12 protein-coding genes are annotated in these 16,115 nt (G+C 42.3%); 4 read left to right on the forward strand and 8 right to left on the reverse strand.

Features of this window, described 5'->3' with window-relative positions:
* Positions 1-24 precede the first annotated feature (24 nt).
* Positions 25-660 (reverse strand): DUF7822 domain-containing protein, encoded by a 636-nt coding sequence (locus ACT3QP_RS01555; RefSeq protein WP_444524195.1) that lies wholly within the window; start codon positions 658-660, stop codon positions 25-27.
* 339 nt (positions 661-999) lie between these two features.
* On the opposite strand from ACT3QP_RS01555, the gene htpX reads away from it, so the two are divergent.
* Complete coding sequence (htpX, locus tag ACT3QP_RS01560) at positions 1,000-1,914, forward strand: protease HtpX (protein WP_444524196.1); 915 nt, start codon at positions 1,000-1,002, stop codon at positions 1,912-1,914.
* Positions 1,915-1,979: 65 nt separating this feature from the next.
* On the opposite strand, the gene ACT3QP_RS01565 is transcribed toward htpX, so the two are convergent.
* The 4 genes from ACT3QP_RS01565 to ACT3QP_RS01580 form a co-directional block, all read right to left on the reverse strand.
* Positions 1,980-2,519 carry a hypothetical protein gene (locus tag ACT3QP_RS01565; protein ID WP_444524197.1) on the reverse strand — a complete coding sequence of 180 codons (540 nt, stop codon included), beginning with the start codon at positions 2,517-2,519 and terminating at the stop codon, positions 1,980-1,982.
* Between the two features lie 132 nt (positions 2,520-2,651).
* Positions 2,652-4,346 carry an alpha/beta hydrolase-fold protein gene (locus tag ACT3QP_RS01570; protein WP_444524198.1) on the reverse strand — a complete coding sequence of 565 codons (1,695 nt, stop codon included), beginning with the start codon at positions 4,344-4,346 and terminating at the stop codon, positions 2,652-2,654.
* Positions 4,347-4,640: 294 nt separating this feature from the next.
* Entirely contained in the window at positions 4,641-5,915 is a 1,275-nt protein-coding gene (locus ACT3QP_RS01575) for a saccharopine dehydrogenase NADP-binding domain-containing protein (RefSeq protein WP_444524199.1), read from the reverse strand.
* 262 nt (positions 5,916-6,177) lie between these two features.
* Entirely contained in the window at positions 6,178-7,467 is a 1,290-nt protein-coding gene (locus ACT3QP_RS01580) for a carboxynorspermidine decarboxylase (protein WP_444524200.1), read from the reverse strand.
* A gap of 86 nt (positions 7,468-7,553) precedes the next feature.
* On the opposite strand from ACT3QP_RS01580, the gene ACT3QP_RS01585 reads away from it, so the two are divergent.
* Entirely contained in the window at positions 7,554-8,219 is a 666-nt protein-coding gene (locus tag ACT3QP_RS01585; RefSeq protein ID WP_444524201.1) for a DUF924 family protein, read from the forward strand.
* Between the two features lie 76 nt (positions 8,220-8,295).
* On the opposite strand, the gene ACT3QP_RS01590 is transcribed toward ACT3QP_RS01585, so the two are convergent.
* Together ACT3QP_RS01590 and lpxB are read right to left on the reverse strand one after the other, a co-directional pair.
* Positions 8,296-9,177: a ribonuclease HII gene (locus ACT3QP_RS01590; protein WP_444524202.1), complete on the reverse strand. Its 882-nt coding sequence runs from the start codon at positions 9,175-9,177 to the stop codon at positions 8,296-8,298.
* A 300-nt stretch (positions 9,178-9,477) separates the two neighbouring features.
* Entirely contained in the window at positions 9,478-10,779 is a 1,302-nt protein-coding gene (gene lpxB, locus ACT3QP_RS01595; RefSeq protein ID WP_444524203.1) for a lipid-A-disaccharide synthase, read from the reverse strand.
* A 409-nt stretch (positions 10,780-11,188) separates the two neighbouring features.
* Between lpxB and ACT3QP_RS01600 the strand changes: the two genes are divergently transcribed.
* Positions 11,189-12,271, forward strand: a complete 1,083-nt coding sequence (locus ACT3QP_RS01600) for a 3-deoxy-7-phosphoheptulonate synthase (protein ID WP_444524204.1) — start codon at positions 11,189-11,191, stop codon at positions 12,269-12,271.
* Between the two features lie 185 nt (positions 12,272-12,456).
* On the opposite strand, the gene pepN is transcribed toward ACT3QP_RS01600, so the two are convergent.
* Entirely contained in the window at positions 12,457-15,057 is a 2,601-nt protein-coding gene (gene pepN, locus ACT3QP_RS01605) for an aminopeptidase N (RefSeq protein WP_444524247.1), read from the reverse strand.
* Positions 15,058-15,359: 302 nt separating this feature from the next.
* Here pepN and ACT3QP_RS01610 point away from each other — a divergent pair, with 302 nt between their 5' ends.
* Entirely contained in the window at positions 15,360-15,998 is a 639-nt protein-coding gene (locus ACT3QP_RS01610; RefSeq protein WP_444524205.1) for a DUF6231 family protein, read from the forward strand.
* Positions 15,999-16,115 lie beyond the last annotated feature (117 nt).

Genomic DNA, 16,115 nt, shown 5'->3' on the forward strand with positions numbered 1-16,115 from the left:
AAGTACTAACAGTATTTCTAAAGATTAATCTTGGCCATCATCTTCTTCAGAAAAGTCAAAATACAGAATATTTGACCAAAGTCCAAGGCCGAGATCGTAGATGGCTTGTTCTGAGTTATTCGTAGGCAATAATGGCGGTGGTGTTAGGCTGCGACCGAATAGTTTTGCCCAAAACCCAATAGGTTTAGGCTGCTCGCTCACTACTGGCGCAGGCGACAACAGTGACTGATATGCTGCCTCTATCTCAGGCTGCAGGTTCTGTACTTGATTGAGAAGTGCCAAATTTTGCGCTTCTACTGGCGTCTCACTCATCTCAAAAATCTCGCCACACTCCAAAATAAAATACTGATTTTGGTTCTCAGGCATTTTCAAAAATTCAAGCGCTTCTATAATTGGGGCCTGAGCAGCAGGTAACATAATACCTGCTAAGAATGCTTCAAGGTTTTGCAAACCACTGGCATAATCCCCAATGAGAGCAATCTTTTCAGAGTTTTCCCAAATCACTGATAGACAGGCTTGCGGATTACCAGAAAGCAAAACTTTAAAGACGATTGGAATGTCATAATTATATTCTGAAATACCAGTTAGCACACGGCTACTATCATCTTGATTTGGTTCGGGGATAATGTTGGTCGAGTACAGATAACTACGGTTCGCCATAATAATCACTCCAATTTATAATAATTAAATCAATCGCCATACGTTCTTTTGTTTACAATAGTATTTAACACAGTCGATTCGATAGTCGATGTGAGCGCCATTGTCATTACCCAAGACACCCTGGTTAAAATGACATAACAGCCAGAATCACCGTAAAATCTATTATATAGTTGAATTCAAATAATTTCGATACAAGGAAGCCGAGTGCAAGTGATACATTAGTATGCTTAGCGAGGATAACGATGTAGCGGATTTATATGGACTTGACTATAGCAAAAAAACCTCTTAGATAACCGTCTATCGAGGTAATACCGACACTTTACATAGGAAGTTAGCGTCATGATGCGCATTGGATTATTTTTATTGACCAACTTAGCAGTGATTGTGGTATTTAGCATTGTGTTTGGTATTTTATCGAGGTTTTTCGGGCTTGGCGGTGTGCACGGTGCAGGCGGGCTTAATTATGTTAGCCTTGCCATTATGTGTGGTATCTACGGTATGGTTGGCTCGATGGTATCGCTATTTATATCAAAGTGGATGGCGAAAAGATCAACGGGTACGGTCGTCATAGAATCCCCGCGCAACGCTACTGAGCAATGGCTGATCGATACGGTCACCAAACAAGCCAAAGCAGTAAAAATCGGTATGCCTGAGGTCGGTATTTTTAATAATTCGCAACCAAATGCTTTTGCGACTGGCTGGAATAAAAACAAGGCGCTGGTGGCAGTGTCGTCTGGTCTACTACAGAATATGAATCAAGATGAAGTCGAGGCGGTATTGGCGCATGAGATTGGTCATGTGGCCAATGGCGATATGATCACGCTTGCCCTCATTCAAGGCGTGGTTAACGCTTTTGTGATGTTCTTCGCACGTATTATCGGTAGTTTCGTTGACCGTACTGTATTTAAAAACACCAGTGGTCGCCCAGGTATTGGTTATTTCATCACCAGTATTGTGATGGATATTCTGCTTGGGTTTTTGGCGTCTGCCATCGTGATGTGGTTTTCACGCTTACGTGAATTTCGTGCGGATCAAATGGGGGCAAAACTTGCCAGCCGTGAAAAAATGATCAGTGCGCTTGATGCGTTACGTCCTTCTGCACAGCGCCCCGACCAAATGCCTGAGAGTATGAAAGCATTTGCGATTTCATCTGGGCAAACGCAAGGCTTTAGTATTGCCAATCTATTCCGCTCGCACCCAACGCTGGATGACCGTATTGCGGCGTTGAGAGAATATAATCCTAGTGAAAGTTAATGAAGAAAATATAATTACGCTGTCATTAAAAAGCTTATATAGCATACAGTGCGTATTTCACTACTCTAGCTAAGCCAGTCTATTTCCATAAGTTTATCGATTTCTTTTCTATACTTTGGCTCAACATAAATGGGAATATATTTTTCTCCTATTTCTTTTGCGATAGCATACCGGTGATGTCCGCCCATTAACATAACCTCGCCCATAAGGTGAGGTTTTACCAGTGGCGGCGATATAGGTCTTTTTTCAGATAAATAGACAATCAAATATGCCAAGCTACTTTTAGACCCTACCGTCCACAGCTCACCTTCGTCTCTACGGCTAAAATGGCATAGTTTTTTATCTAGAGCATCTAATTTAACTTTTCCCAATATCAAACCTTCTGGATATTGAGTTTTAAAACTTAATTCATTTTCACCATCTAAAGAGAAACGTCCACCTTCTTCTGACAAATCCCAATTAAAGGTAATGGGTGGCCAATCTGAAGAATCTGTTTCCATATAATGACTTGCCTCACTTGATATTCTTGAGCTTAACTTATATTTTTCCTGATGAATTTCTAATGTTTCACCTGCTATAGCAGCGAACACCTCATCCATATCCATACTTATTCCCATTAGTAAAATATAAGATCAAACCTCATTCATCATAAATAATTTTTGATACTGCATTGAAATGTAGCGTATCTAGGATTCTAATCATGCATGAGGATTTGATTATTTAAAAACACGCCTTAGCTACTTCTTTTCCTCAGACCCAAAAAGCGATATCAAACCATCTGCTATTATTCCTCGCCAAGAAAAGTAATCATGCCCTGCACCATACTCTTCATAACGAGTGTCATACCCTTTTGCCAATAACACATCACGCAGATGACGATTGGTTCCCAATATACCATTGCTACTACTTTCCCCACGAGCCGTTTCAAACACGCCAGCACTCAAAAAAAACCGAACAGGTACTTTATCCATTCTGATAACTTCAGACGCCACAAAGTGCTTATCATCTGCGATTTGCTCCTTTGGCTTCCACCAGTAAGACCCAGACATAGAGATAACGTTGCCAAATATATCAGGATGACGTAGCGCAATCGTCGTGGCAGCCAATCCGCCATAGCTAGACCCTGCAATGACCGTTCTGTCCTTTGGTATCGCTACTGGCAACCGTTTATTTACTTGCGGCACCAGCTCATTGGCCAATACATCTGCAAATACAGGATTGGCAGGCAATTCACGCGCACGGGCATCACCATCAGGATTACTGATAAGCACTGCCGTCACCGGTGGAATCTCACCTTCTGCGATTAAATTATCTAATATCGTTGGCAATCCAACAGTGTCGATATATGACTCGGCATCAAATATATACAGCAACACCGCATCGTCTCTATTATTTTGGCTGTCATCAAGAGCAGGAGAATAGATAGTAATGTCACGGGTATTGTCTAACGTACTGCTGGTAAACTTAAAAGTAGAAAGCTCGCCTTTGGGGGTTTCTTTTTGCACATCTACCCAAGGCCTTTTTGGCGCATCTTTTAACGTAACAGTAGATTTGGTTGTGTACTTGTCGATTGCTGAATCAGGCCATGCATGATGATTATAAGGATCGGCCTGAGCCACGGCTTTTATGGCAATTCTACGGGCACGCCCAGACAATGGTGGCTGAGGTACATTTGGAGCGATTTGATAAGATAAATGCGTATTGTTTGGCACAATAAAACTTTTGTACCAAGTATCAGAGTCCGCCAATCGTTGCAATGCATCATGATTATTGGACGGGCCACCCATTAGCTTGATATTACGATAGTCGCCTCGCGCCAAAAACGTCATCAAGGTGCCCGAAGGTGTCTCTTCGATCAGCGGCGTGCCTAATGCTTCTACATCTGACCAAAAACTGTCAGTACTCTCACCCTTTTGCAGTGATTCACGTAATGCAGATACTTTTGGGCTGAGTAACGTATCAGAACTTTCTAAAGAATTTCCTAAAGAGCCTTCTAAATCCTGCTCAGCCAAACTAATACGTTGTTCGAGCACTATCTGATAAGCACCTGAGCCAGACAGTCGCCACGTCTCTGGGCAGTTTTCGGCTACTGAATAGAATTTTTGTTTGCCACTTTTATGATCAACCAAACGGCGCGATAATTTTCCTGTGGCATCGATGATATCCATCGTCACCATATTTTTACCACTTTCCACATACCCAGTTAGATAATCGCCTTTTTCACAGGGAACTCTTATGTCTAATGACTTATGCTGTGACTGTGACTTAGCATTACTATTTTCACTGTTGAGATTGCTTAGCTCACCCTTCAAAGAATTTTCAATCGTTAGCATCGCTGACTCCGAACCAAATGCCGAAAATGACGTCGAATATAACAAACAAGTAAATCCTGCTATCGCCCATTTATTAGAGAAAAATCGTGTGTATGTCATCCATTGCTCCTTATTCTATTCACTGACAAATATCTAACCTCTACCGTTACAAGATTTCTAGGGCGTGTCCTAGCAAATGATACAAAGGTGAAATACTACCTTACTTTCCTTATTAAGGATATTAAAAATCATTCTCATTTAAACTTTATAAATTGAATGCCTAACAACGGCTTAACATTTCTGCAAACCCTTGAACCCAAAATTTTGTAGAAACAAAAAAAGCCCCTCTGACTCACTATTGAGTCAAAGGGGCTTTGGGATACAAATTACGACTAACCAGATATTAAATTCAAGCTAAATATCAAATTCAAGCGCTCTATCGCCATTCTCGTCTTTAATACGAGTTGGCAAACCAATCTTATTCAATAGATTGATAAGTGGCTTGGCATCAAGCTCTTCGACGTTGACCATCTTGCCTGCATCCCATTCACCGGTAGCAATAAGCATGGCAGCCGCGACAGGTGGCACACCCGCAGTATAAGAAATACCTTGGCTACCCATGGCTTCAAAGGCGTCTTTATGGTCAGAGACATTATAGATAAATACCTCACTATCTACGCCATCTATCTTGCCTTTAACCTTGTCACCGATACAAGTTTTGCCCGTATATTCTGCTGCTAAAGAGCTTGGATCTGGTAGTACCGCTTTCACCACTTTTAGTGGAATGACTTCTTGCCCTTCAGCCGTCATAACAGGCTGCTCAGACAATAGACCTAAGCTCTGAAGCACGGTAAAGACATTGATATAGTGCTCACCAAAACCCATCCAAAAGCGAATGTTTGGCACGTCCAAGTTGGCTGACAACGAGTGAATCTCGTCATGTCCACTCAGATAGCTGTTTTGCATCCCTACGACAGGTAGATCATCCGTACGCTTTACTTCAAACATTTTGTTTGACTGCCACTTACGGTCTTGCCAAGAGTAAACCGTACCGGTGAACTCACGGAAGTTAATCTCAGGATCAAAATTAGTAGCGAAATATTTGCCATGGCTACCAGCATTGATATCGATGATATCGATGTCTGTGACTGAGCCTGCATCCATCATGTCATAGCCAAGACGCGCATAAGCGTTGACCATACCGGGATCGAATCCTGCACCTAAGATAGCTGTGATTTTCTTGTCCGCACAACGCTGCTTACGCTGCCACTCATAGTTGTTATACCATGGCGGCGTCTCACAAATCTTACGAGGGTCTTCGTGAATAGCCGTATCAATATAAGCAACTTCCGTTTCGATACAAGCTTCTAGCACACTCATATTCAAAAAAGGTGAGCCAACATTAATGACGATTTGGATGCCTGTGTCTTTTATCAGCTGTATCAGCGCAGGGATATCCATGGCATCGATTTGGTGCGTATGCAAAGTCGCTGGCTGCTTAAAGCTACCTTTCTCTTGCACACTTTGGGCGATAGAATCACATTTATCTACCGTGCGCGACGCAATATGAATATTGCCAAGCACGTCATTATGCATGGCACATTTATGCGCAACCACTTGAGCGACACCGCCCGCGCCAATGATGAGCACGTCTTTTTTACTGGCTTTAGTTTGTTGGTTTATGTTCAATGAAAAATCCTCCTTTGTGTCCCTGTCGATACCATTAATACTGGCTATGCAAAACAGAAACGAGTGAATGATATGCGTGAATTAAAAAGGAAGACCGAGGAAAACCCACGCACCCGTCGGACAAGTATCATTTTCTGCCAATGATTGTTTGCCCGAAGCGATTATAACAATTTTTTAATCTATTTTTGGCAGAAATTCGTGAATAAATATCAATCTTATTAACAATGTAAGTATAACGCTGGCTAACAATCAATTCTAGATGTTAAGACAAGCTTGCCTTATAATCCTGATAGTCAAACTCACGCTGTACATCAATCGAGCCGTCAAGACGACGAATAACGATAGCTGGCATGTTAACACCATTGAACCAGTTTTTCTTTACCATGGTGTAACCTGCGGCATTACCAAAGGTAATCTGATCGCCTATCTGTAAATTACTTGGTAAGTCGTACTCACCAAAAATATCTCCTGCCAAACAAGAACGACCATAAATGAGCGTACTGTCTATCTCACTGTCGATAACAGATTCTGACGTCTCAATCACTGAATGACCAATAGGAGCGATATCCATTGCTGTATTATTGATAGCGGCAATGGGTGCTGACTCGCGATAAATCAGTAAATCAAGCATATGTGCCTCAATAGATGAGTCAACTACAGCAAGATGCTTTTCATTATGCATGGTATCTAATACAGTCGTGACCAACGAGCCAGCACCATGAATGCTCGCCTCACCCGGCTCAAGGTAAACTTGCACGCCATATTGTTCGCTAAATGCTTTTAACCTTTCAGCGAGCTTTTCTAGTGGATAATCAGGCGCGATAAAATGAATACCACCGCCTAAACTTACCCACTCTAATTGCGCCAGAATATCGCCAAATCTGTTTTCAATATCCGCCAGACTGTCACTAAACGCTTCAAAGCTGTCATTTTCACAGTTGTTATGAATCATAACGCCAGTGATGTCACCAAGTACCGCTGCAATCTTAGCTTTATCATGCTCACCCAAACGGCTAAAAGGACGAGCTGGATCGGCAATAATAAACGACGAGTTACTGGTTTTTGGGTTTAGACGCAGACCGACAGGAATGTCTTGTGCACGTGCCTGCTCGCCAAAAGCATTAAGCTGCGAGATAGAGTTAAAGATGATTTTATCCGCGTATTTTAATACCTCAGGAATTTCATCTGCACTATACGCCACGCTATAGGCATGCGTTTCTTTTTTGTCTTTATCGCTTGCTTCTTGACTTACTTCGTTGCTTGTTTCATTGTCAGCACTGTTGTTACCAAAAGTTTCATAGCCCAGACGGACTTCATTGAGTGATGACGAAGTTGTACCATGCAAGTATGGCTGCATCACATCAAATACACCCCATGTCGCAAAGCATTTTAACGCGAGCAAGGCTTTGGCACCTGACAACTCACACAATCGCGCAATAATCTGCATATTAGCCACAATAGCCGCTTCATCAAGCAAGTAGTACGGCGTTGGTACGCTGATAGACGGGCTGGTAGGTTTGTGAAAAGATGGATTAGTAGACGATGTATTCATGAGGGTTCACCCGATAGCATTTGATAACAGTAGCGAATAATATTTTTCGCTATAGTAGACTAAATTTATCATGATTAGAATAGTTTATGGCACTTTCAACCGATTACTCATCCTCTGTTAGCAAGACTCAAGCATCTTTATTAGATCCTAAAAATATTGATTTGAGCCATCTCAATCCTGATGCACGTGCTGTCTTAGACTTTTGGTTTGACAAAAGAAACGAACCTTATTGGTTCAAACAAAACAGTCACTTTGACAAACAAATAAAAAGTAGATTTAGCGGCATTTGGCAGGCAGCGAAACTCGGTGAATATGGAACGTGGCGAGTCGTAGAACTGTCGACAGACAACAACAGCGCGATTACAGCACTGGCGGGACGATTGGCAGAAATCATTATTTTAGATCAGTTTTCACGTAACCTGTATCGCGGACAAACTACCGCCTTTGCACAGGATGGTATGGCAATCGTTTTGGCACAAGAAGCCAGTCAACAGCCCTACTTTGATTCGCTGCCGATGGAGTGGCGTAAGTTTATAATTATGCCATTTATGCACTCTGAATCAGCAGTTATTCACGATCGCTATCTGCCGCTATTTCAACAACTGAATGATGCAACGACTTTAGACTTTGAACATCGCCATAAAGAAATCATTGATAAGTTTGGGCGTTATCCTCATCGCAATAATATGTTAGATCGCGAATCCACCTATGAGGAAGAAGTGTTTTTACAAAAACCAAACTCGTCGTTTTAGAGGTTAACGTACGTTAATTGTAATCAATACAAAATTGCTTAGGCTATTGATAATGTATTGACCATAAGGATATGCACTAGCTTTCTAGTACTTTGCGAACAGGTGCAAAACTACGCCTATGCTCAGGTAGTACGCCATGTGTTTCAATCGCCTCCATGTGTGCACGCGTCGGATAACCTTTGTGCTTCGCAATTCCATACTCTGGGTGCTGAGCATCGAGCGCATACATGGCTTGATCACGGCTTACTTTTGCCAATATGCTGGCTGCAGCAATAGCAGTATGACGCGCATCGCCCTTCACCCAAGCTTGGCAATCGATATTCGCCTGCCCTACACCACACTTACCAAGGTTGGCGTAATTCAACTCTGGGCAACGATTACCATCGAACAACACCTCAACTTGCAACGGATTCGCAGCCCCTACTTCCACTTCAAAAACCATGGCAAAATGTTGAGCAATAGCCTCTATCAAGGTTTCGCTACACAAACGCATACCTAACATGGTCGCTTGTAATATATTGACTTGATCGATAACCGCGGCAGGGATGTTAGCAACGACATAGCCAACTGCATACTGCTGAACCAGCGGATACAATACATCTCTCTTTTTTTCACTCAGCTTTTTAGAATCCGTCAGTATCGACAGCGGTGTGTTCTTTAACGGGTGATCTTCTATCAATCCTGACCCATTCTCAGGTAATATCGCAGCAGCAACATTGACGCTTCCAAGTAATGGCCCACGTCCTGCCTCATCAACACCAATCTGTAGTGCTGACTGTGTTAATTTTTGACTGGCCGTACTCGAATATTGAGCCAACAGCTCTGTGACATTGAGCCCCCCAAATAAATGAATGGGTGCTGCCAATTGGATATATTGACCTTTTATGTCAATTGCCTGAATGCTCATTTCAATCGGTGTCATAGTGCTTTCAGTACAGTGCTGATTATTCATAGTCATGTGATGTCTTTTTATCAAAATAGTCAATTAATCTCATTTGTATTAGGGCGTGTCCTCATTTTAAAAATGGTGATAAAAATGAGATAAATTGCCGTCAAATGAGGAAAATAGTGCAGATAATATCAAGATATTGACCAACTATTTGACGATGTTTGACAAAATTTAGCTATTTTTAGCCCATTTAGAGGACACTCGTTTGAATTGAGGACACGCCCTAGGATGTGCCCCACTTAGAAAATGGTGATAAAAATCTAATCATGCTTAGATCATTTAAAATATAGTAGGTGTTGAGAACATACCCTAATTATTCTCTTGCATAAACCATTGCTCAATCACGCTATTGGCGGGGCTATGGTTACTCTGCTGTTGCAGCGATTGCTTCGTAGCCACGAGGTCGTTTAGTTGCTCAGCATAGGCACGTGGTTGTAATAAGCGCATGACCGTACGACAAATATTATTGCCACTTGCCTGCTCTTGAATCAGCTCAGGAACGATTGCAGTACCCGCCAAGATGTTGGGCAGTGCCACATAAGGCACTTTCACTAAGCGTTTGGCTATCTGATAAGTTAGCTTGTTTAATTGATAAACCACCACCATTGGCCGTTCCAATAGCATTGCTTCTAACGTTGCCGTACCAGATGCTAGCATCACAATATCTGATGCAGCCATCGCCTGCTGACTAAATGTTGGCTGGCTATCGTCGTATACCACGACGATTGCGGCACGAAGCTGCTCTGAGCGTTTGTCTATTACCTCTTGAACAATATATTGATGATTTTGGTCAACCGTTGGAATGATAAAACACAGCTTAGGATCTAGCAGTATGAGCTTTTGAATACCATCTAACATCAATGGCAAAATAGCCGTAATCTCTCCGCGTCTAGAGCCTGGCATCACACAGATCAGCTGACTAACATCATCAAATCGTTCAACAAAAAACTGTTGTAAGCCATCATTGTGCCAAACCAACTCGCTACGGCGCTGATTGATTGGAACCTCTAACACTGTCTGATCAATGGTGTGCAGTAGCGGATGACCAACACAGATGGCAGGATGATTATGGCGCTCATATACGGATAGCTCAAAGGGAAATAGGCAAAGTACTAGGTTGGTCGCGGCTTTAATATTATGAATACGCGACTCGCGCCACGCCCAAATAGAAGGGCTGACATACTGCACACAAAATATGCCTTGTGGCTTTAATTTTTTAGACACTCTAAGATTAAAATCAGGTGCATCAATACCGACAAACCAATCGATATCAACCAATTTAAATGCGCTCAACAACTCACGCCGCGCTTTTAGCAAATCAGGTAGCTGTGACATGACTTCTACTAAACCCATCACTGCCAAACGTGACAAAGGAAAGATGCTTTGTAGCCCTTGCGCTTGCATCTTGCTACCGCCCACACCTACCCAGACAATATCATCGCGCAAGTTATTCATCTGCTGCATAAAATCTGCACCCAAGCTGTCACCTGAAACTTCGCCTGCAACGATACCGATGACTAGTGGCCCAGCCTTCAACTCAGAAAGCTGAGGGTTAGCCCCTGTCTGTGCTGCTAGACCAGTATGTGTATCAGCTGTTACAAAATCTGTCATGACACGCTCTCAATATTGAAATAGTAAAAATATAGTGGTTTATCAAAATAAGGTAAATGATAAATAAATCGTATTATAAGATATTCTCTACGCCAAAATGCTGTGATCCACGAACATGCAAGACACGAGAGATACCATTTATGTTGCCATCATACGTGACGATGGTATAAATAGCTAAATTAGCTGATAAAAGTAGTGTTATAGTGATTTAAAGGCAACGTTTGTATTTTATAATAAATAGAAGTTTGCTATCGATAGATGCCAATTCAAAATGAAAAATATACAAGTATAACTAAGTTTTGTTTTTATCATTCCAGTTATGAGTCAATAAACTCATCGACTACCCTTGTCAACCGCTTGTTTTGTCCGCATAATGATTGTTCCTATAATTTAGCTAGACGATATAATCATGACGACACCAGCTACCCATAATGCAGATATTGATGACGTGAATATTGAACAATTCATCCCCTTAGTCACTCCAGCTGAGCTAAAAACTGAGCTACCTTTATCAGACAAAGCCTATCAAACGGTTTTAAAAGGTCGAAATACCATCCAAGATATCTTGGATGGTAAAGACAAACGCCTGTTTGTAGTCATCGGTCCTTGTTCTATCCACGATATCAAAGCCGCCCACGAATATGCCGATCGTTTGGCAGTATTGGCAAAAGAAATCGAAGACAGTATCTTTGTGGTTATGCGTGTATATTTTGAAAAGCCGCGTACTACCGTTGGTTGGAAAGGTATGATTAACGACCCTGATATGAACGATAGCTTTGATATCGAAAAAGGCCTACGTATGGCTCGTAAGCTGCTACTGGATTTGAATGAAAAAGGATTGCCTTGTGCGACGGAGGCATTAGACCCAAACACCCCGCAGTACATGCAAGATTTGATTAGCTGGTCAGCGATTGGCGCACGTACGACTGAGAGCCAAACTCACCGCGAAATGAGCTCTGGTCTATCGTGCCCAGTGGGCTTTAAAAACGGTACTGATGGTGGCATGACTGTCGCAGTCAACGCGATGCAAGCCGTAAAAGCAGGTCATAGCTTCTTAGGTCTGTCATCAGACGGCAAAGTATCTATCATCAAATCTAAAGGCAACCCATATGCACACGTGGTATTGCGTGGCGGTAATGGCAAACCTAACTATGATGAAACGGCAGTTTCTGAAGCAGAAAACGCACTGGCTAAAGGCAAAACCAGTGGCAAGATTATGATTGACTCAAGTCATGCCAACTCGGGTAAAGACCCGTACCTACAGCCTATGGTTATTAATAACGTCGCTGAACAAATCCAAAATGGCAATAAATCTATTATTGGCATGATGATTGAAAGCCACTTAAAAGGTGGTAATCAGAAACTAACGACTGATTTAAGTCAGCTCGAGTATGGCAAGTCTATCACTGACGGTTGCTTAGATTGGGATAGCACAGTGACTGCATTATACAATCTACGCGATATGGTAAAAGACGTATTGCCTAACCGTTAACCGTCATCACAAACCGTTATTGAATACCTAAAAAACCCCGCCCGACATAATAATGTCGGGCGGGGTTTTTTATGCGTATGCACTGATAAAATACTTCATACCAGTCACAAAAATGACAATTAAATAAGGCTCATGTTGTCAATCATCATTTTTGTGTTTATGGCAGGTCTTGATATCATTACACCCTACTCACTTGCTGAGCCTAATACGCTGTTTAAGCTTTCTAGTACATGCTTTGATGAAGCTTGTTTTTGCAAATCCATAAATTGCTCATGCGCCATCTGACGAAGTGGTTCAGCCAACGTATTCCAGCGTGCCAATACTTGTACCAAACGTGAGGCTAAAACAGGATTAGAGTCATCTAACTTCTTAATCACGCCTGTATAGAGACTCAACCCTTCTGCTGTCCACAGCGCCGTTGGCTGTGATGTAAATGCGCTAATGACCGAGCGTACTCGATTGGGTGTATTCCAATCAAAGTCGTTATGATCGAGCAACGAGTTGATAACATCAGGCGTAACAGTATCAGCAGACGCTTGCACACTGAACCACAAATCGATGACCAAATCATTGGCTTGAAAGCGCTCATAAAAATCTGCCAAGTAGCTCTCAGCATTTTCAACTTGATGATTGACCATGGCTTTTAATGCGCCAAAACGCTCAGTCATACAACTCGCATTATCATACTGCTGCTGCGCCCATGCCGCTGCATCTTTGACTTGCGCCGTCAATGCCATGTCTAACACCACATTTCGCAGGGCACGAATGCCACGGGCTGCTGCGCTGTCTTCATAAGATTGCATAGGCAACTGCTCATAAAGCGTTTGCCATTGATCTTTTAACGTCTCTGCTAATTGCTGATACAAGCCCTCACGCTGCGCTTTGACTACTGCTGGATCGTAATTACTATGGATAGCCGATGCCAGCTCTTGGGCTGAGGGGATATCAAGCAATCGCGCTGCAAGCATCGCATCATTAGCAGCTAACTCGGGTAGCGTCTGAGCCAATGCTTGTAGATATACTTCAGGACTGCTTTTCGCACCTTGACCTTGTAGTAAAATACGATTGACCAGCATTTGTGTCACCTGCCAGCGGTTAAAACCATTGGTCTCATGCTGAAGTAAAAATGCCAAATCTTTGTCTTGATAATCATAGTTAAGCTGTACTGGCGCACTGAAATCACGCAGCAATGATACGACTGGTTCGCTAGTCACATTTTCAAAAGTAAAGGTTTGTGTAGCCTGATCTAACAAGAGCATACGCTCAGCAATAATATCACCGGACTCTTGATCAAATAATGCGGTCGCAACCGGAATAGGCAATGGTTTTGGTGCATCAAAACCACTGACATGACGGGTCTGCTGACTGAGTGTAATAGTCAATGTCTGCGCTGCGCTATCATAATCTTGATGACCAGAGACCACTGGTGTACCTGGTTGACGATACCAATCAATAAAGCCTTCAATCTTGCTGTCAGTAATACTGAGTGCAGATAAAAAGTCTTCAACCGTGACTGCCTGACCGTCATAGCGGCGGAAATACTCATCCGTTCCTTTACGAAAATCATCTGGCCCAAGCGTATTCGCAATCATACGCACAATTTCAGCACCCTTTTCATAGACAGTCGTCGTGTAGAAGTTATTAATCTCCACAAAACTCTCAGGGCGTACAGGGTGTGCCAACGGTCCGGCATCTTCTGCAAACTGATGCGCACGCAATGTCGCGACATCATCGATACGCTGTACAGCGCTCGACTGCTGGTCTGCAGAAAATGATTGATCACGATAAACGGTGAAGCCTTCTTTTAGGCACAATTGGAACCAATCACGGCAAGTAATACGATTGCCTGTCCAGTTATGAAAATACTCATGAGCGATGATGGCTTTGACACTAAAGCTGCGTGAATCCGTCGTCGTTTCAGGACTGGACAATACACAGGCTGTGTTAAAAATGTTCAAGCCTTTATTTTCCATCGCCCCCATATTGAATTGACTAACCGCGACGATCATATAACGATCTAAGTCATACGCGCGGCCATAATTGACCTCATCCCACTCCATGGCATCTTTTAACGCTTGCATACCGACATCACACTTATCAATATCAGCAGATTTTGCATATAGCTCAAGTGCCACCTCTCGGCCTTCACTCGTCGTATAAATGTCACTTAATACATCCAAGTCAGCGACGACACAGGCAAACAAATAGCTTGGCTTATTGGTGGGGTCATGCCAGATCGCATAATGACGGTCTGGCGCATCTGCAACCTCACCTGCTTCAACCAAATTACCATTGGCCAGTAGCGTAGGATAGCGCTTATCCGCCTCCAGACGCGTGGTAAATATCGCTAACACATCAGGGCGGTCTGGATAAAAAGTTATTTTGCGAAAGCCTTCTGGCTCGCATTGCGTGACAAACATGGTGTCGTCACCACTACCCGCCATGTACAACCCTTCAAGTGCGGTATTGGTCTGCGGACAGATACGTACTTCAATATCTAACGTTACTGCATCAGGCGCGTCCGCTATTATGAGCTTGCCGTCTTCTTGTTTATATTTCTCAGTAGTCAAAGCATTACCATTCATGCTGAGGGTAAGCAGCTCTAAATCCTCCCCAAACAATACGAGCTCACCCGCTGCTTGACGTACCATTTTTAGCGTACTACTGACTTGCGCATACTCTGCAAACAACTGAATATCTAGATCAACCGTCTCGACATCGAAGCTGGGCTGTTGATAGTCTTTTAAATTGATTTTGCTCGGTGCAGTTGGTGGTACATCAGGCATCTCAGGATTGATTATTTGAGCAGCGGTTTCAGCGGTAGACATATGAGTTCCTATTATTTTTTATGATATAAATATAAAATTAGTGTTGGTACTGTTACTGATATTAGGACTGACTAGACTTATAACTAAATTGACCTAAACTGCCAAATTTCAAGTGTATATCTCAATATTATTATGTTCATCACTTGCGATATACCTAGTGAAGCAATAGAGCTAACAGCATAAATCAATGATTGGATAATAGTGATTAAAATGATTTAATAGACTCACCCATGATTCACTTTCTATAAACGGTCTATTATATGACAAAGCACGCTGCCAGCCGCTCAGATATTACACTACCACTATTAATAAATTATGTTGATGCCCTGCTACCTTCATTAGCCACACAAGAAGAGGTTCCAAAGACGACTGATCAGACCTGTGACATTACAGATTTATTATGGGTGGTAGAAGATAAAAATGTACAGTTAGCTGTAAAAGCGCAGCTCGAAAATTACTTGCATCATCAAAAAAATGACGTAGCAATAGCAAATTCTGATATGTTGCAGGTCGCAACTCTATTAGAGCTCACTAAACAACAAACACCTGAACGTTATGAGCTCGCCTGTTTTTGGCTCCCTACTTTATCAGTGGAACGACTGCAGCATTATATTCCCCTATTGATGCGCTATCGTGACCTTTATTCAGCACATCTGCTTATTGCCATCAACAACACCATCGATCTAAAAGCCTATGGCTTTACGCCATTTGATATATTGAGCGAAAAACCTGAAGAGATGACAATCGTTAATCAAGCTGAATCAGTCGAATCGAACATACCATCATCAGCCACAACCACACTTTGGCAATTTAATTTATATGACTATAAACAACTACCAAATTGGCTGAATGCTGACTACTGGGCCAACCCTGAAAACTGGGGGAAGCACCGCTGGTAGCAGGCTTTATATCTATATGTAAATTCTAGAATTATTTACAGTAAAACTAATTACATAAAGTAACATTTAGTATATTATAGATAGCAATTGCCTAAGTTTTATCCTAAGCAGTTCAAA

This window comes from Psychrobacter sp. AOP7-B1-24 (assembly GCF_052376215.1).
GTDB lineage: Bacteria > Pseudomonadota > Gammaproteobacteria > Pseudomonadales > Moraxellaceae > Psychrobacter.